Annotated in this window: 26 protein-coding genes; 7 read left to right on the top strand and 19 right to left on the bottom strand. The window is 64.7% G+C overall.

Features of this window, described 5'->3' with window-relative positions; genetic code table 11:
• Positions 1–22: 22 nt before the first annotated feature.
• The 7 genes from DNK89_RS09510 to DNK89_RS09480 form a co-directional block, all read right to left on the bottom strand.
• A complete protein-coding gene (locus DNK89_RS09510; RefSeq protein ID WP_110959898.1) occupies positions 23–799 on the bottom strand; it encodes an enoyl-CoA hydratase-related protein in 777 nt (258 codons plus the stop codon).
• Between the two features lie 23 nt (positions 800–822).
• Complete coding sequence (locus DNK89_RS09505; protein WP_110959897.1) at positions 823–1815, bottom strand: tripartite tricarboxylate transporter substrate binding protein; 993 nt, start codon at positions 1813–1815, stop codon at positions 823–825.
• 57 nt (positions 1816–1872) lie between these two features.
• On the bottom strand, positions 1873–3516 hold the full coding sequence (gene aliA / locus DNK89_RS09500; RefSeq protein WP_110959896.1) for a cyclohexanecarboxylate-CoA ligase: 1644 nt from the start codon (positions 3514–3516) through the stop codon (positions 1873–1875).
• A 68-nt stretch (positions 3517–3584) separates the two neighbouring features.
• Positions 3585–4742 carry a cyclohexanecarboxyl-CoA dehydrogenase gene (aliB, locus tag DNK89_RS09495; RefSeq protein ID WP_110959895.1) on the bottom strand — a complete coding sequence of 386 codons (1158 nt, stop codon included), beginning with the start codon at positions 4740–4742 and terminating at the stop codon, positions 3585–3587.
• Between the two features lie 20 nt (positions 4743–4762).
• Entirely contained in the window at positions 4763–5545 is a 783-nt protein-coding gene (badI, locus tag DNK89_RS09490; protein WP_110959894.1) for a 2-ketocyclohexanecarboxyl-CoA hydrolase, read from the bottom strand.
• 37 nt (positions 5546–5582) lie between these two features.
• Positions 5583–6350 carry a 2-hydroxycyclohexanecarboxyl-CoA dehydrogenase gene (gene badH, locus DNK89_RS09485; RefSeq protein ID WP_110959893.1) on the bottom strand — a complete coding sequence of 256 codons (768 nt, stop codon included), beginning with the start codon at positions 6348–6350 and terminating at the stop codon, positions 5583–5585.
• A gap of 536 nt (positions 6351–6886) precedes the next feature.
• Complete coding sequence (locus DNK89_RS09480; RefSeq protein ID WP_110959892.1) at positions 6887–7924, bottom strand: LacI family DNA-binding transcriptional regulator; 1038 nt, start codon at positions 7922–7924, stop codon at positions 6887–6889.
• A gap of 168 nt (positions 7925–8092) precedes the next feature.
• Between DNK89_RS09480 and DNK89_RS09475 the strand changes: the two genes are divergently transcribed.
• Genes DNK89_RS09475 through DNK89_RS09460 form a run of 4 tightly spaced genes read left to right on the top strand, consistent with a single transcriptional unit; the run spans position 8093 to position 11499 of the window.
• On the top strand, positions 8093–8614 hold the full coding sequence (locus DNK89_RS09475; RefSeq protein WP_238990753.1) for a gluconokinase: 522 nt from the start codon (positions 8093–8095) through the stop codon (positions 8612–8614).
• Positions 8611–9123 carry a TRAP transporter small permease gene (locus DNK89_RS09470; RefSeq protein WP_110959890.1) on the top strand — a complete coding sequence of 171 codons (513 nt, stop codon included), beginning with the start codon at positions 8611–8613 and terminating at the stop codon, positions 9121–9123. The genes DNK89_RS09475 and DNK89_RS09470 overlap by 4 nt, the downstream gene beginning before the upstream one ends.
• Entirely contained in the window at positions 9123–10424 is a 1302-nt protein-coding gene (locus tag DNK89_RS09465; RefSeq protein ID WP_110959889.1) for a TRAP transporter large permease, read from the top strand. The genes DNK89_RS09470 and DNK89_RS09465 overlap by 1 nt, the downstream gene beginning before the upstream one ends.
• A gap of 55 nt (positions 10425–10479) precedes the next feature.
• Positions 10480–11499, top strand: coding sequence for a TRAP transporter substrate-binding protein (locus DNK89_RS09460; protein ID WP_110959888.1), 1020 nt, complete (start codon positions 10480–10482; stop codon positions 11497–11499).
• A gap of 158 nt (positions 11500–11657) precedes the next feature.
• On the opposite strand, the gene DNK89_RS09455 is transcribed toward DNK89_RS09460, so the two are convergent.
• Entirely contained in the window at positions 11658–11951 is a 294-nt protein-coding gene (locus DNK89_RS09455) for a hypothetical protein (RefSeq protein ID WP_060984433.1), read from the bottom strand.
• Positions 11952–12036: 85 nt separating this feature from the next.
• Complete coding sequence (locus DNK89_RS09450) at positions 12037–12327, bottom strand: DUF4148 domain-containing protein (protein WP_015015149.1); 291 nt, start codon at positions 12325–12327, stop codon at positions 12037–12039.
• Between the two features lie 538 nt (positions 12328–12865).
• Between DNK89_RS09450 and DNK89_RS09445 the strand changes: the two genes are divergently transcribed.
• Positions 12866–13303: a CBS domain-containing protein gene (locus DNK89_RS09445; protein ID WP_060985047.1), complete on the top strand. Its 438-nt coding sequence runs from the start codon at positions 12866–12868 to the stop codon at positions 13301–13303.
• A gap of 203 nt (positions 13304–13506) precedes the next feature.
• Here the strand turns inward: DNK89_RS09445 and DNK89_RS09440 are convergent, their stop codons facing one another.
• The 4 genes from DNK89_RS09440 to DNK89_RS09425 form a co-directional block, all read right to left on the bottom strand.
• Positions 13507–14319, bottom strand: coding sequence for an ABC transporter ATP-binding protein (locus DNK89_RS09440; RefSeq protein WP_110959887.1), 813 nt, complete (start codon positions 14317–14319; stop codon positions 13507–13509).
• Positions 14320–14426: 107 nt separating this feature from the next.
• A complete protein-coding gene (gene ntrB / locus DNK89_RS09435) occupies positions 14427–15389 on the bottom strand; it encodes a nitrate ABC transporter permease (protein WP_110959886.1) in 963 nt (320 codons plus the stop codon).
• A 63-nt stretch (positions 15390–15452) separates the two neighbouring features.
• Positions 15453–16697, bottom strand: a complete 1245-nt coding sequence (locus tag DNK89_RS09430; RefSeq protein WP_110959885.1) for a CmpA/NrtA family ABC transporter substrate-binding protein — start codon at positions 16695–16697, stop codon at positions 15453–15455.
• Between the two features lie 546 nt (positions 16698–17243).
• Positions 17244–17870 (bottom strand): ANTAR domain-containing response regulator, encoded by a 627-nt coding sequence (locus DNK89_RS09425; protein ID WP_015015144.1) that lies wholly within the window; start codon positions 17868–17870, stop codon positions 17244–17246.
• Positions 17871–18126: 256 nt separating this feature from the next.
• Here DNK89_RS09425 and DNK89_RS09420 point away from each other — a divergent pair, with 256 nt between their 5' ends.
• Together DNK89_RS09420 and tsaD are read left to right on the top strand one after the other, a co-directional pair.
• The gene (locus tag DNK89_RS09420; RefSeq protein ID WP_060986569.1) at positions 18127–19287 is read left to right on the top strand and encodes a branched-chain amino acid ABC transporter substrate-binding protein; all 1161 of its coding nucleotides are present in this window, start codon (positions 18127–18129) and stop codon (positions 19285–19287) included.
• A gap of 45 nt (positions 19288–19332) precedes the next feature.
• On the top strand, positions 19333–20373 hold the full coding sequence (tsaD, locus tag DNK89_RS09415; protein ID WP_110959884.1) for a tRNA (adenosine(37)-N6)-threonylcarbamoyltransferase complex transferase subunit TsaD: 1041 nt from the start codon (positions 19333–19335) through the stop codon (positions 20371–20373).
• Positions 20374–20437: 64 nt separating this feature from the next.
• On the opposite strand, the gene DNK89_RS09410 is transcribed toward tsaD, so the two are convergent.
• Genes DNK89_RS09410 through DNK89_RS09385 form a run of 6 tightly spaced genes read right to left on the bottom strand, consistent with a single transcriptional unit; the run spans position 20438 to position 26419 of the window.
• A complete protein-coding gene (locus DNK89_RS09410; RefSeq protein WP_110959883.1) occupies positions 20438–21889 on the bottom strand; it encodes an aldehyde dehydrogenase in 1452 nt (483 codons plus the stop codon).
• Positions 21890–21940: 51 nt separating this feature from the next.
• Positions 21941–22651 carry an ABC transporter ATP-binding protein gene (locus DNK89_RS09405; RefSeq protein WP_110959882.1) on the bottom strand — a complete coding sequence of 237 codons (711 nt, stop codon included), beginning with the start codon at positions 22649–22651 and terminating at the stop codon, positions 21941–21943.
• A complete protein-coding gene (locus tag DNK89_RS09400; protein ID WP_110959881.1) occupies positions 22648–23406 on the bottom strand; it encodes an ABC transporter ATP-binding protein in 759 nt (252 codons plus the stop codon). The genes DNK89_RS09405 and DNK89_RS09400 overlap by 4 nt, the downstream gene beginning before the upstream one ends.
• Complete coding sequence (locus DNK89_RS09395; RefSeq protein ID WP_110959880.1) at positions 23399–24331, bottom strand: branched-chain amino acid ABC transporter permease; 933 nt, start codon at positions 24329–24331, stop codon at positions 23399–23401. Before DNK89_RS09395 ends, DNK89_RS09400 begins: the two co-directional genes overlap by 8 nt.
• Positions 24328–25206, bottom strand: coding sequence for a branched-chain amino acid ABC transporter permease (locus tag DNK89_RS09390; protein ID WP_110959879.1), 879 nt, complete (start codon positions 25204–25206; stop codon positions 24328–24330). Before DNK89_RS09390 ends, DNK89_RS09395 begins: the two co-directional genes overlap by 4 nt.
• A gap of 4 nt (positions 25207–25210) precedes the next feature.
• Positions 25211–26419 carry an amino acid ABC transporter substrate-binding protein gene (locus DNK89_RS09385; RefSeq protein WP_110959878.1) on the bottom strand — a complete coding sequence of 403 codons (1209 nt, stop codon included), beginning with the start codon at positions 26417–26419 and terminating at the stop codon, positions 25211–25213.
• Positions 26420–26423: the final 4 nt, after the last annotated feature.

Raw genomic sequence — 26423 nt, 5'->3', positions numbered from 1 at the left:
GGGGGCGACCTGGGCCTTCAGCTCAGCGGTGTTCGAACGCTGGGGCGCGTTTGTCGAGGAATGCGTGCATGCCCTCATGGGCATCGGCACTGGCAAAGCGTTCGTACAGCGCATGGCGCTCAAATAGAATGCCTTCGGTCAGCGGGCTTTCCCAGGCGCGGTTGATCGATGCCTTGATGGCCATGAGTGCGGGCAGCGAGAAGCCGGCAATCTGCGCCGCGAGGGTGAGCGTGCGGTCCAGCAACTCCGTGTCGGGTACAACGCGTGAGACTAGGCCATAGCGGTCGGCCTCTTGCGCATCAAGCATGCGGGCCGACAGACACATGTCCATTGCCTTGGCCTTGCCGATGGCGCGCGGCAGGCGCTGCGTGCCCCCCGCGCCCGGCAGCATGGCGAGCTTGATTTCAGGCAGCGCGAACCGGGCTGATTCAGCGGCAACGATGATGTCGCAGGCCAGGGCCAGCTCACAGCCGCCGCCCATGGCAAAGCCTGCCACGGCCGCCAGCACCGGTTTGCGCACTTGGCGAATGGTCTCCCAGTTGCGGGTGATGAAGGCGCCCCGGTACACATCCATGAACGACCAGTCGGCCATGGCTGCAATGTCGGCACCGGCCGCAAATGCCTTGGTGCTGCCGGTGAGGACGATGGCGCCGACATCGTCTTCCGCATCGAAGGCCAGCAGGGCGGCGCCCAGCTGGTCCATCAGGGCGTCGTTGAGTGCGTTGAGCTGCTGGGGCCTGTGGAGCGTGATCACGCCCACCCGGCCCCGGGTTTCCATCAGTACCAAAGCATCATTCATGGTGGGTGTGGCGGGTGGCCGGGTCAGTCGATGTTGATCTTGGCTTCCTGGATCAGGCCAGACAGCAGCTTGGTCTCTTCGGTCAGAAGGGTGCGGAACTCGGCGTTGTCCAGGCCCACGGGCTCGGCGCCCAGCGATTCATATCGGTTCTTGGTGCTGGGCAGGGCCAGCACCTTGGCGATCTCCCGGGCCATGCGGGCCGTGACGTCTGCAGGCGTGCCATTGGGGGCCCACATACCAAACCAGATGTCCAGCTCCGCACCCTTGAAGCCCAGCTCTGCCAGCGTGGGTACATCCGGGAAGAACGACGACCGCTTGGCCCCCGCCACGGCCAGCATGCGTACCTTGCCTGCGCGCACGTGCGGGAAGGCAATGCCTGGGTCAAAGACATAGTCCGCCTGGTTGGCCATCACATCCTGCAATGCAGGGGCTGCGCCCCGGTAAGGGATGTGCGTTGCAAACACGCCGGTGACTTTCTTGAACAGCTCGCCCGCCAGGTGCGGTGGCGTGCCGGGGCCTGCGGAGGAGTACGACAGTTTGCCCGGGTTGGCGCGGGCATAGGCCACAAACTCCCTGGCGTCCTTGAAGGTGGACTGGGGCTTGACCACCAGGTACATCTGGCTGCGGCCCACGCCCGCGATGGGCGTGAGGTCCTTGGCCGGGGCAATGCTCTGCTTGAAGAGGAAAGGGTTGGCCGTTTCGAACGAAGTAGGCGCAATCAGGAAGGTGTGGCCGTCTGCAGGTGCGCGAATCACTTCGGCCGCTGCCACGTTGCCGCTGGCGCCAGGTTTGTTGTCCACCACGACCGGCTGGCCCAGCGCTTCGGTGAGCGACTGGGCCATGACGCGTGCCATCACATCGGTGGTGCCGCCTGGGGCAAAGCCGACCACGATCTTGACCGGCTTGGTGGGCCAGGCCTGCGCATGCGCCGTGCCGATGGCGCCCTGGACACAGAGTGCCAGGGCGGCAGACTGGATGAGGCGTCTGCGGATGGGGGAAGGTTGGCGTGTAAGCATGTCGTTGTCTCCTGCTGGTTTGTTGTGTAGTGATCGACGGGAAAACGGTGGCAACCTTCAGGCAACCTGTTCGCGCAGCATTTCGCGCAGCTTGAACTTCTGGATCTTTCCGGACGGTGTGGCTGGCATCACGTCTCGCACGATCAGGCGCTCGGGGATGTACTGCACGGCAATCTTCTGGTCCTTGAGGAACTGCACCAGGCCTGGCAGGTCGATGGTCTGCCCGGGCTTGGGCACCACCACGGCGCAGGCCCGCTCGCCCAGGCGCTCGTCGGGGTAGGCCACGATGGCCGCCATGGCGATGGCGGGGTGGCGGTAGAGCAGCGACTCGACTTCGACCACCGGAATGTTCTCGCCGCCGCGGATGATCACGTCCTTGCTGCGGCCGGTGATGCGCAGGTAGCCGCGCTCGTCGATGCGGGCCAGGTCGCCGGTGTCGAACCAGTCGTCGGCGTCGGTGGCGTTCAGGTGTGCGCGGTGCAGGTAGCCGCCAAAGTTGGAGCATGAGCGCAGCAGCAGCTTGCCGGGCTCGCCTGGCGGCAAGGCGTTGCCGTCCACATCCACCACCTTGATCTCCACGCCAGGCAGTGGGCAGCCATCGGTGTTGAAGGAGCGTTCATCGTCGTCCTCCAGACGGGTGAGCGTGACAGCGCCGTTCTCCGTCATGCCCCAGGCCGAGACGATCTTGGCGCCCAGCGCCTTGCGCGCCTGTTCCACCAGCGGACCGGGGATGGGCGCGCCGGCGCACAAAAAGGTGCGCAGGCTGGGTACGGCTACGCCGCTGTCGGCCACCGTACGGGCCAGATCGGTGAGGAATGGCGTGGAGGCCATGGTGAAGCTGGCCTTCTCTGCATTGATTAGTGCAATGGCCTTGGTGGGCTCCCAAACGTCCTGCAGCACGGCACTGGCCTGCAGCAGGATGGGCATGATCAGGCCGTACATGAAGCCCGTCTGGTGTGCCATGGGCGACGCCATCAACACCACGTCGTCGGCACCCAGGTGCAAGCGCTCGGCGTACGGGATGATGTTGGCCATCACGGTGTTGGCCGAGTGCATCACGCCCTTGGGCTCGCCCGTGGTGCCTGAGGTGTAGATCAGCTGGGTGATCTCGTCAGGGCCGGGTCGGTGGGCCATCACGACGGCCTGGGCATCCAGCTGCTTTTCCCACTCGGGTCCACTGAGCAGGGCCTCAAAGCTGTTGGCGCCGCTGCCGCCCACGACGATCACGTGCTGCAGGTGGGGCAGGCTGGGCTGCAGGGCGGTGATCATGTGCTCAAAGTCAAAGCCCCGGAATGTCTTGGGCGCAATCACCACCTTGGCCTCACCATGTTGCAGCATGAACGAGAGTTCGCGCTCGCGGAAAATGTGCATCAGCGGGTTCATCACTGCACCGATGCGCGAGCAGGCCAGGTAGGTCAGCGTGAACTGCCACCAATTGGGCAACTGGCACGCCACGATGTCGCCTTGGCCCACGCCCAGACGCGATAGGCCCACGGCAATGCGATCAGCCATGCTCGCCAACTCGCGGTAGGTAAAGCGGGTGGTGGCTCCCGTTTCCACTTGCAGCGCGGTCAGCGCCAGCTTGTCGGGGCAGGCGGCCACGCAGGCGTCGAGCGCATCGTTGATGGTACGGTCACGCCAGTGGCCTTCGGCCACCCGCTGCGTGCGGCGCGGGGGGAGCAGTACAGCGTCAAATTCCATGGTCTTGTCTCCTGGTGTTGTTGTGGTTGATCCGTGGCTTGCGGTGAGCTGTGGTGACTTGGGGGCGCTCAGGCAGGCACAAACTGGCGGCCGGCTCGGGCGCGGGCGATGATGGTTTTCATGATCTGCGCCGTGCCGTCTCCGATCTGGAAGCCCAGCACGTCGCGCAGGCGCTGCTCCATCAGTCCGCGGTCGTAGCCGCCGTGGCCAAAGCACAGCAGGCACTGGTGGATCACGTCGTAGGCCAGCTTGGGGCCCCACCACTTGGCCATCCCGGCTTCGGCGGTGTGCGGCAGGCCCTTGTCCTTGAGCCACAGGCCCTGCAGGCACAGCAGGCGAGCGCCTTCGACCTCGGTGTCGTACTGCGCCAGCGGATGCGTCACGCCCTGGAACGCCGACAGCGGCTGGCCGAAGGCCTGGCGCTGGGTGATGTATTCCCAGGTTTCCTCCAGCGCCACGCGCGCCACGGCCAGGCATTGCAGACCGATGAGCGAGCGCGAGAAGTCAAAGCCGTGCATTACCTGCACGAAGCCCTTGTTCTCGTCGCCCAGGCGGTGGCTGATGGGGACGCGCACGTTCTCGAAAAAGATCGAGCCGCGGCCAATGGCGCGTTGGCCATGGCAGTCAAAGCGGTTCGTGGTGATGCCGCGTGTATCCATGGGCACCAGCACGGCGGTCACCCCATGCGCGGCCTGCTCGGGTGTGCCGGTGCGACCAAACACCACGGTGATGTCGGCCTGGTCGGCGGCCGAGATGGAGGTCTTTTCACCGTTGATGACGTAATGGTCGCCATCGCGGTCGATCTTCAGGCGCAGGTTGGCGGCGTCGGAGCCGCCACGCGGCTCGGTCAGGGCGATGGCGCAGATCGCTTCGCCTTGAATGAGCTTCTGCAGCCAGGGGCCGACCACGTCAGGGTTGCCATACTTGGACAGAATCTGCGCGTTGAGTGATGCCAGCAGATTCAGGTACGAGAAGCTCAGATCGGCGCGGGCAATCTCTTCGTGGATCACGCCTGCAGCCAGACACCCCATGCCCAGTCCGCCGAACTGCTCGGGCAACTCGGGCACGATGAACCCGAGCGAGCCCATTTCACGCAGCAGGGCGCGGTCCAGCACCCGGGTCTTGTCGCGCTCCAAAAAGCCAGGCGCGACCTTCTCCTGCGCAAAGCGGCGCACTGTTTCAGCCAACGCCTGGAGGTCTTCGTTGATGTACGGGTTGGGGTTCATCGTTCTTCTCCGGCGTTTGCTTACTTCGCGTACTTGCGGAATTCGGGCTTGCGCTTTTCTTTCAAAGCGTTCACGCCTTCTCGCGACTCTTCGGTGTCGTAGTACAGCTTGAGCGCATACATGCCCATGCCCGCAATGCCGGCCTGGTGGGCGGTGTCTGCGTTGAAGCTGCGCTTGGCAATGGCCAGCGCGGTGGGGCTGCGCTCGCACAGCTCTTCACCAATTTTTTGCACTTCCGCATCCAGTTGGTCGTGCGGGAAGCAGAAGTTGGCGAGGCCCATGGCCACGGCCTCGGCGCCGCTGTAGCGGCGATTGAGGTACCAGATCTCGCGCGCCTTCTTCTCGCCCACCACGCGGGCCAGGAAGGCGGTGCCGTAGCCGGGGTCTACAGAGCCCATCTTGGGACCGACTTGACCGAACTGCGCCTTGTCGGAGCAGATGGTCAGGTCACAGATGGTGGCTAGCACGTTGCCGCCGCCGATCGCAAAACCTTGCACGCGGGCGATCACGGGCTTGGGCACGTCGCGGATGGCGGTGTGCAGCTCTTCCATAGGCAGCCCAATGGTGCCGCGGCCGTCGTAGTTGCCGCTGTGGGCCGATTGGTCGCCGCCAGTGCAGAAAGCCCGATCGCCAGCGCCGGCCAGCACGATCGCACCCACATCACGGTCGTAGCCGGCCTTGTTCAGCGCCTTGATGATTTCGTCGCAGGTCTGACCGCGAAAGGCGTTCATCTTGTCGGGCCGGTTGATGGTGATCCAGGCCACGCCGTTGCGCACTTCGTACAGGATGTCTTCGAAATTCATGGTGTTCTCTCGGTAAAGGTAAGGAGGTATCCGGGGATCAACCGTGCATGGTCAGGCCGCCCGACACGCTGATGACCTGGCCGGTGATGAAGCCCGCGTCATCGCTGCCAAAGAACGCAATGGCGCTGGCCAGGTCATCGGGCTGGCCCAGGCGGCCCAGGGGGATTGCGCTGCGAAACGCTTCCAGCAGTTTGGCGGGGTCGCGGGCGCCTTCAGCCACACCGGCCAGCAGTGCGGTGTCGGTGGGGCCGGGGCAAACCACGTTGACGGTGATGTTCTGGCGGGCGTGCTCCCGGGCCAGCGTCTTGGACAAGGCCACCAGCCCTCCCTTGCACGCGGAGTACACCGCCTCGCCGGACGAACCACCGCGCGCCGCATCGGACGCGATGTTGACGATGCGGCCGGTCTTGCGCTCTGCCATGCCGGGCAACACAGCGTGCAGCATGTGCAGTGCGCCCGTCAGGTTGATGGCAATGAGCTTGTCCCACTCGGCTGGCACGGTTTTGGTGAAAGGCTTGAACACATCCCAGCCGGCGTTGTTGACCAGCACATCGATGGGTCCCAGGGCAGCTTCGGCCGCTGCCACGGCGGTATCTACTTGGGTGCGCTGGGTGATATCGCACTGGAAGGCCTGGGCAACGCCCCCTGCTGCCTGGATGCCGTCGACCACTTTCTGCGCAGCCTCCAGGTTCATGTCGAACACAGCCACCTTGGCGCCTTCTTCGGCAAAGCGGCGGCTGGTAGCCCCACCAATGCCGCCGCCGCCGCCGGTCACGATCACGGTCTTTCCATTCAGATTGCGCATGGTTCTCTCCTGAGTAGTTCGGGGAACACCCCCTGCTACAACAGCAGAAGGCAATTAAGACAACATATTTGCCTATCGTAGTGATGCAAATTGGATGTGTCAAACAGTTGTCGTTTGTGATGAGGTAAGTGTTAACCCGGATTTTCCCAAAACATACTAAATTTATGTGTCGATGAGAGCATCTTTGTTAAAAGCTTTTCGTTACTTTTGTGAAAATATATTGTCTTAAATTGAGGTGACTCTGACTCTGTGTGCTGACTCCGATTTGCATGCTGGGTAGGAGGTGCTGCCGCGACGGCGTGCGCTGCGTGACTGGCAGGGCTCGTCCCGTCCGCTGAGCCGGTGGGAGGTGTGAGTTCAGAGGGGGCAAAAGAGGGGCGTACGCGACGGTTGTGACGTGCGACGGCGCTCACCCTGGCCTGAGCGATAGTGAGGGAATAGGTTGCCTGCGCGAGACGGGCGGCCGCGCTGCCGCCGGGTCTGGGCGTAGGTCTGGGCGGCGCTGTGGCTTCGGGTGGGCGCCGCGGAGGGTGGCGTCAGGTGCTCTCGCGCACCGTCAGCTCAAACCCCAGATTGACCGAGTTGTGCTCTGGCACCTCGCCGCGCATCAGCGCCAGCAGCATGCGTGCGCTGGCCTCGCCCACTGCAGCGCGGGGTGTGCGCACCGTGGTTAGCGGCGGCAGCATCTGGTCGCTGCCTGCCAGGTCGTTGAAGCCCGCAATTGCCACCTGGCCGGGCACCGAAAGACCCAGGCGCTGCGCGGCCAGCAGGCCACCCTGGGCGAGGTCGTCGTTGCAGAAGAACACGGCATCGACACCCGGGCGGGTGCGCAGCAGCTCTTCCAGCAGTTCGCCACCCAGCCGCATCGAAGAAGGCTGCGGGCTCAGCAGTTCCAGCTTGGGGTCGTACAGGCCTGCGTCGCGCAGACAGCGGCGGTAACCCTCGGCGCGCTGCATGGTGCGTGGGTCCAGCTGGGCGGCCACAAAGGCGATCTTTTGGTAGCCCCGTGCCAGCAGGTGGGCCGTCATGCTGTGGCCCGCGTCCTGCTGCGAAAACCCCACGCAGAATACGCCCGGTGCCGAGGTCATTTCCATCAGGTGCACGCAAGGTACGCCGCTGGCGGCAATCAGGTGGCGCGAGGCCTCGGTGCGGTCAAAGCCGGTGACCAGCAGGCCCGCCGGGCGGTGCGCGAGGTAAGTGCGCAGCAGTTGCTCTTCCTCCTGCGGGTCGTAGTGCGTCACGCCGATCAGCGCCTGGTAGCCCTGCGGGAACAGGGTGCGGTGCACGGCCTCCAGCACGTCCACAAACAGCGCGTTGGACAGCAGCGGCACCAGCACCGGCACCTGCACGCTGCGCTGTGATGCCAGTGCGCGGGCGGCGGGGTCGGGCACATAGCCCAGCTGCTCTGCCGCGGCCTTCACGCGCTGCACCAGTTCTTGCGCCACCCCGCGCTCGCCCCGCAAGGCGCGGGACGCGGTGATGGGGCTGACCTCGGCGGCCTTGGCTACGTCGCTCAGCGTGATGCGGCCGCTGGAACGGCGTTTGGCGTCGGGTTTTGTCGCGGGTTTGTTCAAGGGTTAACCCTCATGGGGCTGGGGGTGGATCTGGTTAGGATAGCGCTGTCCGAACTCTTGGGCAAGGCAACGCCAGCCATTTTGGATCAAGTTGCTCAGCTTGCCACAGTTTGTGCGGCATCCAGACCGGGTGCCTTTTTTATGGATTGTTTGGATAGCGCTACCAATATGAGTTTTCAAGCGTCACCCGCTTTTGTGGTCGTCATGGGCGTGGCGGGCTGCGGAAAGTCCAGCCTGGGTTTGGCCCTGGCTCAGGCCGAAGGCCTGCCCCTGATCGAAGGGGACGACCACCACAGCCCCACGAGCCGCGAAAAGATGCGCCAGGGCATTGCACTGACCGATGCCGACCGGGAAGGCTGGCTGACCACCTTGGGGCAACTGCTGCAAGCCCAGCCCCAGGGCGTGGTGCTGACCTGCTCGGCGCTCAAGAAGGTCTACCGGGACCGCTTGCGCAACGCCTGCCCCGGGCTGCGTTTCGTCTTTCTGGAGATCGACCGCGCGAGCGCAGGCCAACGCGTGGCTGCCCGTGCGGGCACCCATTTCTTCTCCAGCGCCTTGGTGGACAGCCAGTTCGCCACGCTGGAATCCCCTGTGGGCGAGGCGGGCGTGCTGCGCCTGGATGCATTGCTGGACCTGCCCACGCTGCAACAGCAAGCCTCGGCCTGGCTGGCCACGAAGGAGACTGCATGAGTTCCCCCGCACATCAAGCCGTGCCGCAGAGCCGCTTTGCACGGATTTCCCAGGTGCTCATGGCCAGCTGTCTGGGCGTGATGGCGGTGGCCGTGTTCATCAACGTGGTGCTGCGCTACGGCTTTGGCAGTGGCGTTGCGGCCAGCGAAGAGCTGTCGCGCCTGCTGTTCGTCTGGATGGTGTTCATCGGTGCCGCAGCGGCTTATCCGGCTGGTGAACACATGGCCTTCACCAGCCTGGCAGGCCTGCTGGCCCAACGCCCGGTGGCCTTTGGTGTTCTCACGGCCGTGATCCGGCTGCTGGTGATCGCCGCCTGCGCCATGCTGGCCTGGGGGGCCTGGCAACAGGTGGTGGTGGGCATGGGCAGCCGCTCGGTGGTCATGGCCTACCCGGCGGCCTTGCTGCCTCTGCCAGCCTTTTTGTGTGCGGTGGCCATCGGGGTGATGGCGACCATGGAATTGATTCAACGCAAGCCCTTGGACCTGGGCCACGGCGCGGAGGTGGAGTGATGTTCGGACTGACGCCTGAAGCCTTGGCCTTTGTGGTCTTTTCGCTGGGCATGCTGGTGCTGATGGGCACCGGCATGAACATGGGCCTTGCCCTGGTGCTCACAGGCGCGGGCATGGCATGGGTGCTCGATTTTTGGGACGCCCAGTTGCTGGCCCAGAACCTGGTGGCGGGGGTGGACAGCTTTCCGCTGCTGGCCGTGCCCTTCTTTATCCTGGCCGGTGAGCTGATGAACTCGGGCGGCATCAGCCGCCGCATCATCGACATGGCGCAGGCCTGGGTGGGGCACATCCGGGGCGGGTTGGGCTATGTGGCCATTGGCGCTGCGGTGCTCATGGCCAGCATGAGCGGCTCGGCCCTGGCCGACACGGCAGCCCTGGCCACCATCCTCTTGCCCATGATGCGGCAGCAGGGCTACCCCATGAACACGTCTGCCGGGCTGATCGCCTCGGGCGGCATCATCGCGCCCATCATCCCGCCGTCCATGCCGTTCGTGATCTATGGCGTGACGACCAACACCTCGATCTCGGCGCTGTTTGTGTCGGGCATCGTGCCGGGGCTGATGATGGGTGTGGGCCTCATCTTTGCCTGGCGCTGGGTGCTGCGCGGCATGGACCTGCCCCAGGGCGAGCCCCTGCCCATCAAGGACCGCCTGCGCTCCACGGTGCGCGCTTTCTGGGCCATGCTGATGCCGCTCATCATCATCGGCGGCATGAAGACGGGGGTGTTCACCCCCACGGAAGCCGCCGTGGTGGCCGCGTTCTACGCCCTGGTGGTGGCGCTGTTCGTGCACCGCGAGATGAAGCTGGCCGACATCTATGGCGTGCTGGTGCGCGCAGCCAAGACGACTTCTATCGTGATGTTTTTGTGTGCTGGCGCCCAGGTGGCCAGCTACATGATCACGCTGGCCGACTTGCCCAACGTGCTCACCAACTGGCTGGGCCCGCTGGTGGAGAACCCACGCCTGCTGATGGCCGTGATGATGATCGTGCTGGTGCTCATCGGCACGGCGCTGGACCTTACGCCCACCATCCTGATCTTTGCGCCCGTGATGCTGCCCATCGCCGTCAAGGCGGGGATCGATCCGGTGTATTTCGGTCTGATGTTCGTGCTCAACGGCGCCATCGGCCTCATCACCCCGCCGGTCGGCACCGTGCTCAACGTGGTCGCCGGGGTAGGGCGCATCTCGATGCACAGCGTCATCAAGGGCGTGAACCCGTTTCTCATCACCTACGTGCTGATCCTGGCGTTGCTGGTGGTCTTCCCGCAGATCGTGACTGCGCCCGTCGTCTGGCTGCGCTAGCCGTTAGCTGTTTGCTTGTTCCTCTTTCCCGTTTTTCTTGCCAATGGAGACAACCATGAAAACTTTCCGTCGCACCCTGCTGACCGCTCTGTCGGTCGCAGCCATCACCTGCTCGTTCCAGGCCGCAGCCCAAGACTTCAAGCCGCGCATCATCCGTTTTGGCTACGGTCTGAATGAGGACTCCAACCAGGGCCGGGCCACCAAGCTGTTTGCCCAGGAAGTGGAAAAGGCTTCGGGCGGCAAGATGAAGATTCGAGCCATCGGTGCCGCCGCGCTGGGCTCGGACGTACAGATGCAGCAGGCCCTGATCGGTGGCGCGCAGGAGATGATGGTGGGCTCTACCGCCACGCTGGTGGGCATCACCAAAGAGATGGCGATCTGGGACACGCCGTTCCTGTTCAATAACGCCAAGGAAGCCGATGTGGTGCTGGACGGCCCCGTGGGCCAGAAGGTGATGGACAAGCTGCAGGAAAAGGGTCTGGTGGGTCTTGTGTACTGGGAGAACGGTTTCCGCAACCTCACCAACAGCAAGCGCCCGGTCAACAAGCTGGAAGACATGGACGGCATCAAGCTGCGCGTGATGCAGAACAACGTGTTCCTCGACAGCTTCAAGACCCTGGGCGCCAATGCCGTGCCGCTGCCGTTCTCCGAACTCTTCACCGCGCTGGAAACCAAGACGGTGGACGGCCAGGAGAATCCCTACAACACCATCCTGTCGAGCAAGTTCTATGAGGTGCAGAAGTACCTCACGGTGACCAACCACGTCTACAGCCCCTGGATCGTGCTGGTCAGCAAGAAGTACTGGGACGGCCTGTCGAAAGCCGAGCAGAAGGTGCTGCTCGATGCCGCCAAGAAGAGCCGCGACTTCGAGCGCCAGGACACGCGTGCCGAGGCCGACAAGGCGCTGGCCGACCTCAAGGGCAAGGGCATGCAGGTCAACGAACTGCCCGCCGCCGAAGCCAACCGCATGCGCGAAAAGCTCAGTGCTGTGAACGCCAGCATTGCCGCCAACGTGGGTGAGGGTTTGTGGAAGGAAGTGCAGGGAGCCGTGGCCCAGGCGCGCGCTGGCAAGTAAGTCGGGGTGGACGCCATTGGCAGCCTTTGAGCTGTCGATGGCGGGCTTCGACCCATCCGTGTAGCGAAGCGCCATGAAAAAGGCCGAGGCCCCTGTTGGGGCCTCGGCCTTTTGGCATTTGCAATCTTCCACCTGCACCGGAGTGCAGGCCGATCCAATTACAGGGAGCCGATTTCGCCGGAAGAGATCTGGCCGGTGCGCACGGCTTCAGCAGCCTGGGCACGCACAGCAGCACGGTCAGCGGTGGACTTGTAGGTCACCACACGCGAACCAGCGGGTTCGATGCTGCGTGTTTGAGCCACGGTAGCGGCTTCGGCTTGCACTTCAGCGCGGGTGCGGTTGGTTTCGAACTTGGTGGCGAATTGCGAAGCATCGGCTTCGTCAGCCTGGGCACCAAAAGAGGCGAAAGCAGCCACAGCAGCGATGGAGAGGAAACGGGCAGCGTTGTTCATGATGAAACTCCTGTGAAATTCAAAAAATTGGGGACGATGTGTCTGGAATACGCGGTGGGTGACGTGGTGGATTCAACGGGTTGAATCAGCCGCCTTCAGCGGGGCCCACGCGGCCAGTGCGCATGGCTTGTGCAGCAGCTTCAGCACGCACGGCAGCGCGGTCAGCCGTGGACTTGTAGGTCACCACGCGGGAGCCAGCGGGCTCTTGGCTGCGCATTTGCACGGCGGTGGTGGCTTCAGCGATCACTTCAGCGCGGGTGCGGCTGGTCTGGAATTGGGTGGCGAATTGCGAAGCGTCGGCTTCGTCAGCCTGGGCGCCAAAAGAGGCGAAAGCAGCGACAGCGGCGATAGACAGGAAACGTGCGGTGTTGTTCATGATGGAAATCCTTGAAGTTAAAAAAGCGTCTCAAAAAAACCGGGTGAAGATCAGAAACGACTCGCTTCGCACCGGGTTCGGTGAGTCGCCTTGCGGGTTCGGCTCATCGATGGGATGAACTGTACGCCGGTGCTGTTCAGAGAAAAACCACTGAGTCGCGAACTAACTGTTCCAGTATTGGAAACAATCTTTCGGGCTGTCTGCCGTGTTTGCCGGCCTTTGGAACCCTGGCGGCTAGCCAAGGAAACCGCTGGGCGCTGGCACGCGGCAGATGTCGAAAAGAGGAGCGTGGTCGGTGCGGTGAACATGGGCTCCATCGTGCCGGGGCAGCCCGGGGGCGTCGTCTCGCCGCGGTTTCGCTTCTTTTCAGTTTGTTTCGCGGCGTGCGCTATGCAACGGCGCGGAAACATCCGTTGCGTTCGCCGCGCAACAGCACGCTCAAAAAGCGCCGCACATGGGGCTTGCGTGGGTTGCGCCCACGGGGCTTATGGGCTGAAATCTCTCTGTGCCTGTTTCCGTTTTCACGAGGGAGGTTTCCATGACCGCAGTCGCCAAGATTCTTCAGTCCAAACCCGACGCCACCGTCCACACCATCAGCCCTGCTGCCTCCGTGCTGGATGCCCTCCAGCTCATGGCCGATAAGGGCATTGGTGCGCTCATCGTGACCGAGGGCGCGTCCATCGTCGGCATCTTCACCGAGCGGGACTACGCCCGCAAAATTGCCCTCATGGGGCGCACGTCGGCCGTCACCCAGGTCAAGGATGTGATGACAACCGCTGTGATGTTTGTGCGCCCGGACCAGACCAGCGAGCAGTGCATGCAGCTCATGAGCAACAACCGCCTGCGCCACCTGCCCGTGGTGGACAACGGCAAGCTGGTGGGCATGATTTCCATTGGCGACCTGGTCAAGGACATCATCTCCGAGCAGAAATTCATCATTGAGCAGTTGGAGAACTACATCACCGGGAGCCATTGAGGGCAGCTCCCCGAGGCGCTATGCGCCTTCTGCCCCTTCTCTGAAGGGTTGTGCCGTTCGGGAAGGGGACGCACCCAGCGCGACGGGGCGCCCCTTGCGGGGGTGCTAAGGCCCTGGCATGGGTACCTGAACAAAAAGGGCACCGACCGATCTGGTCAGTGCCCTTTCCTTTTGGTGGTCTGCGCGGTTTCTGAGCTGGCCGCTCAGGCAGCTTTTTCGACGTGGCCCTGCCGCGTATAGAGAAAGTCGATCACCGCCTTGCGATAGTGCACGTACTGCGGGTCTTCGGCCAGTTCCACGCGCTTGCGGGGGCGGGGCAGGTCCACGCTCAGCACCTCGCCAATCGTGGCGGCCGGGCCGTTGGTCATCATCACGATCTTGTCGGACAGCAGCACGGCCTCGTCCACATCGTGGGTCACCATGACCACGGTGCTTTGGGTGCGGGCCACGATCTCCAGCAGTTCGTCCTGCAGCTTGGCGCGGGTGAGGGCGTCGAGCGCGCCGAAGGGCTCGTCCATCAGCAGCACCTGGGGCTCCATGCTCAGGGCCCGGGCAATGCCCACGCGCTGCTTCATGCCGCCCGAGATTTCGCCGGGGCGCTTTTGCCCCGCGTGGGTCAGGCCCACCAGCGCCAGCGCGGCATCGGTGCGGGCCTTGAGCTGGGCCTTGCTTTCCTTGGCGCCAAACACGCGCTCCACCGCGAGGTAGATGTTGTCAAAGCAGGTGAGCCAGGGCAGCAGCGAGTGGTTCTGGAACACCACCGCGCGCTCCGGCCCCGGGCCCTTGATTTCCTTGTTGGCGCACAGCAGCGCGCCATTGGTGGGCGTGGTCAGGCCCGCGATCAGGTTGAGCAGGGTGGACTTGCCGCAGCCCGAGTGGCCGATGAGCGCGACGAACTCGCCCTTGGCAATCGTCAGGTGAATGTCGCGCAGCGCCGGGAACAAGCCCTTGGCCGTCTTGAAGGTCTGCTCGACGCCGTGGATCTCGATGAACTTGGTGGTGAGAGAGGCATGCATTAGGAACTCCTGGTTTTTTCGAGGACCACCGTGGAACCGGCTTTGCCGGGCCACGGGTGGTGCCCCCTTTAGGGGGTGACGTGCCGCAGGCGCGGCTCAGGGGTGGGTCAAGTTTTGACCTCTTCGAACGTAAATGCGGTGGCCAGCTTGATGAGTGCGTACTCCAGCAGCAGCCCGACGATGCCGATCACAAAGATCGCGATGATGATGTTCTTGACGTTGAGGTTGTTCCACTCGTCCCACACCCAAAAGCCGATGCCCACGCCGCCGGTCAGCATCTCGGCCGCCACGATCACCAGCCACGCGGTGCCCACGGCCAGGCGCACGCCGGTCAGCATGTAGGGCAGCACGGCGGGGAAGAGGATCTTGGTGGCGATCTTCCATTCGCTCAGGTTTAGCACGCGCGCCACGTTCATGTAGTCCTGCGGCACGCGCTGCACGCCCACGGCGGTGTTGATGATCATGGGCCAGATGGAGCAGATGAAGATGGTCCAGATGGCGGCCGGGTTGGCGCCCTTGAAGACCAAGAGGCCAATCGGCAGCCAGGCCAGGGGCGACACAGGGCGCAGCAGGCTGATCAGCGGGTTGAACATGCGCGACAGAAAGCTGAAGCGCCCGATCACGAAGCCCGCCGGAATGCCCACCAGTGCCGCCATGCCAAAGCCGATGGCCACGCGCTGCAAGCTCATCAGCACGTTCCAGCCCACGCCCTGGTCGTTGGGGCCGTTGCGGTAGAAGGGGTTGCTGAACACCTCCAGCGCCTGCAGCCAGGTGTCCTTGGGGCTGGGGATGCTGCCGCCCGTGGTGGTGGAGACCACCGCCCACAGGCCGACGAGCAGGCCCAGGCCACACAGCGGCGGCAGCACGGCCAGCCAGAAGCTGCGCGAGAGGGCCGACCAGTCGCGGCCAGTGGCCGCCGTGGCGGGTGCTGCAGGTGCCTTGGGGGCAGATATTGCGGCTTTTGGGCTTCTTGCGCTAGTGGATGTTGCGCTTGCAGCTACAGTATTCATAGCATTCTGTGCGGCCACGGGGGCTGCATCCAACGGGGAGTGAAAGACGGCACTGACCATGGTTTTCTCCTGTGCAGGGCTTGCTTGCGGGGTGGCCGGGCGGGCGCTGGGGCAGGGTTGCCGTCAGGCCTTGATCTTGAAGCCGTCGGCGTACTTGGCGGGGTCCTTGCCGTCCCACACCACGCCGTCGATGAGCTTGCTGGTGCGCAGCACATCCTTGGGCACGCTGATCTTCATGGCGCTGGCCACCGACTTGTACAGATCGACCTGATTGACCTCCTTGGCCACGGCCAGGTAGTCGGGGTGGCTCTTGAGCAGGCCCCAGCGCTTGTGCTGGGTGAGGAACCACATGCCGTCTGACAGATAGGGGAAGTTCACCGCGCCGTCGTTGAAGAACTTCATGTGGTTGGGGTCGTCCCAGGTCTTGCCCAGGCCGTTCTGGTAGCGGCCCAGGATGCGCTGGTTGATGGCGTCCACACCGGTGTTCACATACGCCTTGCCGGCCACGGTCTCGGCCATCTTCATCTTGTTGGACAGGCTGGCATCGATCCACTGGCTGGCTTCGAGTACGGCCATCATCACGGCGCGCGTGGTGTTGGGGTACTTCTTGACGAACTCGGCCGTGGTGCCCAGCACCTTCTCGGGGTGGTCCTTCCAGATGTCCTGCGTGGTGTTGGCCGTGATGCCGATGCCGTCCATGATGGCGCGGTGGTTCCAGGGCTCGCCCACGCAAAAGCCGTCCATGTTGCCCACGCGCATGTTGGCCACCATCTGCGGCGGCGGCACGGTGATGAGCTTGGCGCCCGACAGCGGGTTGATGCCCGCAGCCGCCAGCCAGTAGTGCATCCACATCGCGTGGGTGCCGGTGGGGAAGGTGCCCGCAAACGTGTATTCGCGCTTCTCGCTGGCCATGAGCTTGGCCAGGGATGGGCCGTCCACCGCACCCTTGTCGGCCAGGGCTTTGGAGAGGGTGATGGCTTGGCCGTTGTTGTTCAGGTTCATCAGCACGGCCATGTCCTTCTTGGGACCGGCGGTGCCCAGGTGCACGCCATAGACCAGGCCGTAGAGCACGTGGGCAAAGTCCAGTTCGCCGTTGACCAGCTTGTCGCGCACGCCGGCCCAGCTGGCTTCCTTGTTGGGGACGATGGTCACGCCGTATTTCTTGTCAAAGCCCAGCACCGAGGCCATGACCACGCTGGCGCAGTCGGTCAGCGGGATGAAGCCGATCTTGACTTCCTTCTTCTCGGGGGCGTCGGAGCCCGCTGCGTGGACGAGTGCGCGCAGCGCGGGGCTTACACCCACAGCGCCCACGGTGGCGGCCTGCAGCACGGTGCGGCGGTTGAGGCTGGTTTTCAACAGATCGGTCATGGGGCATCCCTGGTGGCGTGAAAAACAAAAAAGGCGTCCTCACACCGCGCCTGGCTGGCTGCATCAAAGCAACGCCGGGAGCGGGTGGGGACGCCTTTGTCCGTGGTGGAGCTTGGAACGGGTCCGGGGCTCCTTGCCAGCACCGGCCCGCCGTTGGGTCAGTGCTGTCAGTGGTCAGACCTGCATTGGTCTTGCACTGTGCAATGCAAAGCGCGTGCCAGCGCGTGTTGCGCCATGTTGGAGCGCTGGATGCTATGGAATGGATAGCTGTTTGCGCTTGATCGATAAGCGCTACACGCCTGCGGGGCTTGCGGTAGGAGCGTTTGTGTTGCGATGAGGGTGGTCGCACTGCCTTTGTGCGGCGCACCATTTGGGAGGGACCTTGGAATTGGGCGCGGCCTAGGCGAGGGATGCCAAGCAATGGCCGCCGAGCCGCGTATGCGGCGCTTTGCTTGCGTGCGAGGGCATCGTCCCCCTTCCCGAATGACGCAGTCATTCGAGAGAAGGGGGAAGCGGCGCAGCCGCTCAGGGGGTAGTTCTCTGGTTTTACCCCAGCAGATCCATCACATCCAGCATGCGCTGCGCCACATCCACCAGCTTCAGGCCCTTGTCCATGGCCGTCTTGCGCAGCTTTTCGTAGGCGGCCTGTTCGGTCAGGCCCTGGCGCTGCATCAGCAGGCCTTTGGCGCGGTCGATGGTCTTGCGGTCGCGCAGCTCGGTCTTGGCATCGGCCAGCTCGGCACGCAACGCCTGTTCGTGCTGGAAGCGGGCCATGGCCACGTCCAGGATGGGCCGGATGCGCTGGGGTGCCAGCCCCGCCACGATGTATGCAGACACGCCCGCTGCCACCGCATCCTTGACGTGCGAGGTGTCCTCATCGTTGGTGAACATCACGATGGGGCGGCGCTCGTCGCGCGTGGCCATCACCACATGCTCCAGCGCGTCGCGGGCTTCGCTCTCGGCGTCCACGATGATCAGGTCGGGCTGCAACTGGGCGATGCGCTCGCTCAGGAACACATCGGCGGGCAGCGTGGCCACCAGGTTGAAGTTGTTCTCCAGCAGCCCGATGCGCAGCGCCCGCGACCGCTCCGCCTGTTCCACGGCGTGTTCGTCGTCAGGGTCGGCGACTGCCAGATCCGGGGCCACCACCACGATGCGCAAAGCCTCATTCATACCGGCGAGGATAAGCAATTTTTACGCCACAAATTGGTGCGCCGGGGTGGTGCACACCCTCCGAGGGCCCTTGCAGCCCCCCTGCGCTCCGGGTTATCCCGGCCACAGGCCCGCTGCGCCTCGCGGTACTGGCCGCCGTTACAGGGCCTGAAAGTTGCTAATACTGACACCGTGGGAGGGCATACCCGGTAGCCCGCCCAGCAGGGCGTCGCATATACATCTGCACACACAGTCACACTGAAATGGAGTTTTTTGCATGAACAAGCACATCAACCGGCGCCGCTTCTCGGCCAGCATGGCCTTGACCGCAGTGGCGACTGCCGCACTCCTGACCGGATGCGGCAAGGTGCCGGACACCATCAAAATTGGTGTAGCGCAGCCCCTCTCTGGCCCGCTGGGCGCCCTGGGGCAGGATCTGCTCAACGGCGTGAAGCTGGCGGTGGATGAACTCAACAAGTCCGGCTATACCGTGGACGGCAAACGCGTGACGCTGGAGGTCGTGTCCGTGGACGACAAGGCCGACGCCACCACCGGCAAGGCTGTGGCGCAGCAGCTGGTGGATGCGGGCGTGGTGGCCGTGGTGGGCCACCTCAACTCGGGCGTGAGCATCGAGACCGCCCCCATCTATGCCGCCAAAGACATTCCACAGATCGCCATCTCGACCAACCCCAAGTTCACGCAGCTTGGGTTCCCTACCACGTTCCGCATGGTGGCCAACGACACCCTGCAGGCGCGCGCCATCGGCTCGTTTGCCGCCACGCAGCTGGGCGCCAATCGCTACGCCGCGCTGGACGATGGCACGCCCTACGGCAAGGGCCTGGCCGACGGTGCTGCCGCGCAGCTCAAGGCCGAGAAAAAAGAAGTGGTGGTGCGCAAGTCGTTCGACGACAAGACCGTGGCCTTTGACGAACTGGCTGGTGAACTCAAGGCGGCCAATGTGGAGGTGATCGTCTCGACCCTCAACGACTTCCAGGCCCTGGCGCTGCTCGAATCGCTCAAGAAGGTAGACCACACCAAGGTCAGCCTGCTGGGTGGCGACACCATCAAGACCACCGACATGACCAAGGGCGCGGGCATCGTGCAGGGGCTCTACGCCACATCGCCCGTGCTGGAAGCCAAGGAGTTCACCACCGGCAAGCCCTTCCTCGAAAAGTACATCGCCGCTTTCAAGAAGCCCCCAGCCTACGGCGGCCACTACAGCTATGACAGCACCTACGTGCTCTCGGCCGCCATCCAGAAAGCCAAGTCCGCCGACCCCAAGGACATCACTAAGGCCCTGCACAGCATCAACGGCTACGCCCCGGTGATCGGCACCATGACCTGGGACGACAAGGGCGAGCAACGCTACGGCGCCGTGGGGGTGTACGAGCTGCGCAGCGGCAACTGGGAACTGCGCATGCGGTCGGACCGCTGGTAAACAGCCCTGCAAGGACGGATCAGCCCCGGGTTTTACACTCGGGGCATGAGTTTGCTGATCCTGGGTATTGAATCTTCGTGCGACGAAACCGGCGTGGCATTGGTCCGTTCTACGGGCGATGCTGTGCCTACGCTGCTATCGCACGCGCTGCACAGCCAGATCGAGATGCACCAGGCCTATGGTGGCGTGGTGCCAGAGCTGGCCAGCCGCGACCACATTCGCCGTGTGCTGCCGCTGGCCAAAGAGGTGCTGGCCGAGTCCGGCCAGACGCTGGCCGATGTGGACGTGGTGGCCTACACGCGCGGCCCGGGCCTAGCGGGGGCGCTACTGGTGGGCGCGGGCGTGGCCTGTGCGCTGGGCGCGGCGCTCAACAAGCCGGTGCTGGGGGTGCACCACCTGGAGGGGCATTTGCTGTCGCCCTTCCTCAGTGCCGACCCACCGGAATTTCCCTTTGTGGCCCTGCTCGTTTCGGGCGGCCACACCCAGCTGATGCGTGTGGATGGCGTGGGCCGCTACGAGATTCTGGGTGAGACCATTGACGACGCTGCGGGCGAGGCATTCGACAAGTCCGCCAAGCTCATGGGCCTGGGCTACCCGGGTGGCCCAGCGCTCTCTCGTCTGGCCGAGCAGGGCAGTGCCACGGCCTTCAAGCTGCCACGGCCTTTGCTGCACAGCGGTGATCTGGATTTTTCGTTTGCCGGACTCAAGACGGCCGTGCTCACGCAGGCCAAGAAGCTGGGCGACGAACTCGAAGCGCGCAAGGCCGACCTGGCGGCGAGCACCGAGGCCGCGATTGTCGAAGTGCTGGTGAAGAAGACCCTGGCCGCCCTCAAGCAGACCGGCCTGAAGCGCGTGGTGGTCGCCGGTGGCGTGGGCGCCAACCGGCATCTGCGCGCCCAGCTCAACGCGGCCTGCGCCGCAGCCAAGGTGCGCGTGCACTACCCCGAGCTGCACCTGTGCACCGACAACGGCGCCATGATTGCCATGGCGGCAGCCATGCGCCTACAGGCCGGGCAGCAGCAGGCCAATACCGACTACGCGTTTGACGTGAAGCCTCGCTGGCCGCTGGATGCGATCACAGTTTGATGTTTAGGTGAAAGTGGCCGCTAGCGCTTGTCCAGAAAGCGCTAGCAGCTATCTTTTTTGAACTTCAGAAGGGGTAGTGGCGGGGAGTGGTCTGCACTGTGATCCAGCGCAGTTCGGTGAACTCACGCACCCCGGCCATGCCGCCAAAGCGGCCATAGCCCGAGCTCTTCACGCCGCCAAAGGGCATCTGGCCTTCGTCGTGCACCGTGGGGCCGTTGACGTGGCAGATGCCCGATTCGATGCGCGCCGCCACGTTCCAGGCCTTGGCCACATCGCGGCTGAACACGGCGGACGACAGGCCGAACTCGTTGTCGTTGGCGCAGGCAATGGCTTCCTCCACGCCGTTCACGCGCACCACGGGCTTGACGGGTCCGAACGACTCTTCGCGGTAGATGTCCATTGCGGCCGTGACATGGTCGAGCACCGTGGCCTGCATCAAGGTACTGTCGCTCTTGCCGCCGCAGACCAGCTTGGCGCCCTTGGCCAGTGCGTCGTCGATGAGGGCGTTGCAGCGGTGCACCGTGGCCATGTCCACCACCGAGCCCAGCACCACCGGGCCCTTGCGCGGGTCGCCCAGGGGCAGGGCCTTGGCGCGCTCGCCCAGCTTGGCCACAAACTCGTCGGCCACGGCGTTGTCCACGATGATGCGTTCGGTGGACATGCAGATCTGGCCCGAGTTGGCGAATGCGCCAAACACGGTGCCCGCCACGGCGGCGTCGATGTCCGCGTCATCCAGCACCAGCAGCGGGGCCTTGCCGCCCAGCTCCAGCACCACGGGTTTGAGGTACTTGGCGCAGGTCTGCGCAATGATGCGGCCCACCTTGGTGGAGCCGGTGAAGTTGATGCGGCGCACTGCCGGGTGGGCCACGATGGCCTCGACCACCGCACCGGCATCGGCCGGGGCGTTGGTCACAAAGTTCACCACCCCAGCGGGCAATCCAGCCTCTTGCAGCGCCTCGATGATGAGACCGTGCGTGGCGGGGCACAGCTCCGAGCCTTTCAGGATCACCGTGTTGCCGCAGGCCAGTGGCGTGGCGATGGCACGCACACCGAGGATGACCGGAGCGTTCCACGGCGCAATACCCAGCACCACGCCCGCCGCCTGGCGCACGCCCATGGCCAGGCTGCCGGGCACGTCGGACGGGATCACCTCACCCGCGATCTGCGTGGTCAGCGCGGCGGCTTCCTGCAGCAGACCCGCAGCCAGGTGCACGTTGAAGCCGGCCCACATGCCGGATGCGCCCGTCTCGGCCGCCATGGCCACGGCAAAGTCGGCCGTGCGGGCCTCCAGCGCGTGCGCGGCCTTGAGCAGCAGCGCACGGCGTGCGTTGGGCCCCAGGGCGGACCAGGCCGGGAAGGCCTTGGCGGCTGCGTCGGCAGCGGCCTTGGCATCGGCCACGCTGGCGGCGGGGGCCGTGGTGGCGACCGAGCCATCGAGCGGGTTGCGGCGCTCAAACGTGGCGCCGCCGGTGGCTTGCACGCGCTCGCCGTTGATCAGCATGGAAATGGCAGTCATGGATGAAAGCTCCTGAAGAAGAACAGATGAAAAAGAAGGGGGGAAAGGTATTCAAGCGACGCCAAGATAGGCTTGGCGCACCACGTCGGACTGCAGCAGGTCAGCGGCCGCGCCAGACGCCACGATGCGTCCGCGCTCCAGCACATAGCCGCACTGTGCGATCTGGAGGGCCTTGCGCACGTTCTGCTCGACCATGAGCACCGTCACGCCCTGCGCAGCAATGCGCTGCACGATGGCCAGCAGCTCATCGACCATGCGCGGCGCCAGTCCCAGCGAGGGCTCGTCCAGCATCAGAAGGCGTGGGCCGCTCATCATCGCGCGGGCCACGGCCACCATCTGCTGCTCGCCGCCGCTCATGGTGCCCGCGAGCTGCGTGGCGCGTTCCTTGAGGCGCGGGAAGTCTTCGAACGCCTGGTGCAACCGCTCGGCCCGCACCCGTGATGGCACCAGCCAGCCGCCCAGCTCTAGGTTCTCGGTCACCGTCATTTGCGGGAACAGCTGGCGGCCCTCGGCCACCAGTGCCAGGCCGCGTTGCACGCAGGCGGTGGCGTTCATCGCGGGCAGATCGGTGCCGTCCAGCGCCACGGTGCCCGTGCGCGGCAGCAGCCCGGCCAGGGCCTTGAGCAGCGTGGTCTTGCCCGCGCCGTTGGGGCCTACGATGACGGTGATGCCGGGTGCGGCCTGCAGCGACAGGTCTTGCAGCACCTGAAAGCCGTGGTAGCCCGTGGTCAGGTTCTGCACGGTGAGGTGGGCGCCGCTCATGCCGTGGCTCCTTCGCTGGGGGTTGCCATTTCGTCACCCAGATAGGCTTCGATCACGTGCGGGTCACGCACCACCTCGGCGGGCGTGCCGTCGGCGATCTTGCGGCCCTGGTGCAGCACCAGCACGCGCTCCACGTACTTCAGCAGCGTGGTCACCGCGTGCTCGATCCACACCACCGTCAGGCCCCAGTCGTCGCGCAGGCGGCGGATGCGCTGGGCCATGGCGTCCACCTCGGCCTCGGTCAGGCCCGCAGCCACCTCGTCGAGCAGCAGCAGGCGCGGGCGCGTGCCCAGGGCCATGCCAATCTCCAGCAGGCGCTGCTGCGAAGGCGTCACGTCCGCAGCCGGGCGGTCGGCCAGATGGGCCAGGCCCAGCATGGCCAGGATCTCGCCTTCGCTGCGCAGGCCATCCGGCCCCTGACGGTGGCGGCCTGCGAACTGCATGCCAAAGCGCACGTTGTCGCGCACCGTCATGTCGGGGAACACGCGCGGCGTCTGAAAAGTGCGCGCAATGCCGTGGGCCGCGTAGTGGTGCGGGCCCTTGCCGGTGAGGTTGTCGGCGCCGCTGTGCAGCGTGCCCGATGTGGGCGGCTGCACGCCCGAGATGGCGTTGAAGAACGTGGTCTTGCCCGCACCGTTGGGGCCGATGATGCCGATGAGTTCGCCCGTGTGCAGCGTGGCGCTCACGCCGTCCACGGCAGTCAGGCCGCCAAAGCGCACGGTCACGGCGTCGATGGTCAACAGGGCTTCAGCCATGGTGTGCCTCCACCGCAGGTTTGCGCCGTTGCCACAGGGTGGCCAGGCCATTGGGCAGGTACATCACGCACAAAATCAGCAGCAGGCCCAGCACCATCATGTAGCCATAGGGCAGCTGCAGGCGCAGCGTTTCGGCCAGCAGGCTGAACACGATGGCCGCCAGGATGGGGCCGCCCAGGCTGGTGGCGCCGCCGATCAGCGCGATCAGCACGGTCTGGAAGCCGATGAAGGGGCTGAATACGGCTGCGGGCTCGATGTAGGTCCAGCGCACCGCCATGGCTGCGCCCACGGCGCCTGCAAAGGCGGCGGTGATGCCAAAGCCCGCGATCTTGGCCAGGCGCGTGTCCACGCCCAGCGTTTGCGCGCGCTGCTCGTCGGCACCAATGCCCGAGAGTGCCAGACCAAAGCGGCTGCGCTGGATGGCAATCGCCGTGGCAATGGCGCCCGCTGCAATCAGCAGCACCGTGAGGTACACCGTCTCGTTGCTGGGCACCACCGTGAGCACGCGCCCCACGGTACCGGACACCTGCTTTTCCACAAAGGTCACGGCGTGGCGGATCAGCTCCGTCATGCCGAAGGTGAGCACCGCAAAGTAGGTGCCGCGCAGGTGCAGCACCGCCGCGCCCATCACCACGGCCACGGCGGTGGCGATCAGCGCGCCGCTCAGAATCACCAGAGGCCAGGGCAGCACGCCCAGCAGCATGGCGCTGGTGTACGCACCCACACCAAAGAAGGCCGATGTGGCCAGCGACAGGTAACGCGTGGCGCCGCAGAACAGCGACCAGCTGGTGGCCAGCGCGATGTACATCAGGCAGCTGAGCAGCACCGATGCCATGAACTCGGACACCAGCCAGGGCAGGGTGGCGACCACCGCCACCCCCGCAGCCAGCGCCAGCCAGGGCTTATTGGAATAGAGAGCGGTCATTTTTTGGAGAACAGTCCGTTGGGGCGCCAGATGAGCACGCCGATGAACACTGCATAACTCAGCAGCATCTTGAGAGACGGGCTGCTGAAATGCATGCCCAGCGCCTCGACCACACCCAGCAGTAGGCCGCCAGCCAGGCTGCCCGCCAGGCTGCCAAAGCCGCCCAGCGTGATGACGATGAGCGCGGTGACGGTGTAGGGCTCGCCCATCGATGGAGAAATCTCATACGTCATCGACAGCAACGCCCCCGCCACGCCCGAGAGGCCCAGGCCAATGCCGAACATCATCGGGTGCAGCCGCCGCGTGTTGATGCCCACCAGCTGCGCGCCCGTGGGCGACTGCATCAGCGCTCGCACGGCCTTGCCCAGCAGCGTGAGCTTGAGCAGCGCGATCAAACCTGCGGATAGCGCCAGCGCCACGCCAAACAGCACCAGCTTGTTCTCGGTGAAGCGCATGCCCGCGATCTGCACCGGGTCGGCCAGGTATTCGTACCCGCGCAGGTCACCGCCCCAGATCAAGAGAGCGGTGTTCTGCACCAGGAACATCAGGCCAAAGCCCACCATCAGGCTGCGCGCCTCGAACACGTCCACATTGGGCGCGCGGGCGGCCAGGCGCTTGAAGCACAGCGCATGCACCACCACGCCCAGCGCAAACAGCACGATGAAGGCCAGCGGCATGAGCAGCAGCGGCGAGATGCCCCACAGGGTGTGCGCCGACCAGGTGAGGAAGGCGCCGAGCATCAGGAACTCGCCATGCGAGATGTTCATGATGCGCATCAGCCCGTACTGCAGGTTCAGGCCCATGGCCACCAGCGCGTAGATGCCGCCGGTAATGAGGCCACTGGCGACCAGTTCGGCCCAGGAGGTCAAAGACACTTTGTTATTTCCACGCAGGTTTACTGGTGTTCAACTGCGCCGTGGCCCGGTCCTTGGGCCACACCACCTCAAAGTCGTTGCCTTGCCACTGGCTCACGGTGCCGGGGATGGATGCGTTCTCGCTGCCCTGGAAGCGGATGGCGCCCAGGATGGTCTGGAACTCGTTCTTGGCGATGTGCTCGCGCAGCGCTTTGCGGTCCAGGCCCGCCTTTTCCACGGCCTGCTGAAGGATCTGCAGGCCCGCCCAGGCGTGGCCGCTGGCCCAGCGGTCGGGTTCCTTGTTGAACTTCTTCACGTGGGCGTCGAAGTACGCCTTGGCCTCGGGGCTGGTCTTCACGCTCCACGAGCCCATGCCGATCACGCCCTCGGTGTTGGCCTGCATCACGTTCTTGTAGAGCTGGAAGGCCGTGCCCACCGAGGCGTAGAAGAACCTGGGGTTCAGCCCCACCTCGCGCGCCTGGCGGCTGGCCAGGATGGTGTCGGGCGGGTAGGTGATGCCGATGAACGCGTCGGGGTTCTGGTCCTTGATGCCGCGCAGCACGGGGGCCAGGTCCTTCACGCCCAGCGGGTAGCTCTTGCGCTCCACCACCTGGATGCTGGTCTTCTTGAGCGCGTTGTTCAGCGCGGCAAAGTTTTCCAGGCCAAACAGGTCGTCCATGTAGACGATGGCAATGGTCTTGACGTTGTTGGCCACCAGCATGTCCACCAGCGCGCCCATCATCTTGTCGGGCTGCTGCAGCAGCGAGAAGAAGTAGGGCAGGTTCATGTCGATCAGCTTGCGCGACAGCGCCGTGGGCGCCAGCAGCGGGTAGCCAAAGCGGTTGGCCAGCGGTGCGATGGCGAAGTTGGCACCCGAACCCCAGGGCGGCAGGATCAGGTCCACCTTGTCGCTGCCCATCAGCTTTTCGTAGGTGCGCACACAGGTCTCGGTCTCGCTGCGGTCGTCGTAGCCGATGAGTTCAATAGGGCGCTTGGTGCCCTTCACGCTCAGGCCGCCCGCTGCATTCACCTGTTCGGCCCACAGCAGGTAGTTGGGCTCCTGGCTGACCTGGGCACCGGCCGCCCAGGGGCCGGTGCGGGCAATGGCATAACCGATGCGCACGGATGCCGCGCTGTTGCCCTGGGCCCACAGCTGGGGTGCCACGGCCAGGGTGCCGACCGTGGCGGCGGCGCCCTTGATCCACTGGCGCTTGGAGGGTTGGTGTGCTGTCATTGTG

It is taken from the genome of Acidovorax sp. ST3 (genome assembly GCF_003231145.1).
GTDB lineage: Bacteria > Pseudomonadota > Gammaproteobacteria > Burkholderiales > Burkholderiaceae_C > Acidovorax.
The sequence above is the reverse complement of the archived record's forward strand: the minus strand, read 5'-3'. Positions and strand labels throughout refer to the sequence as shown.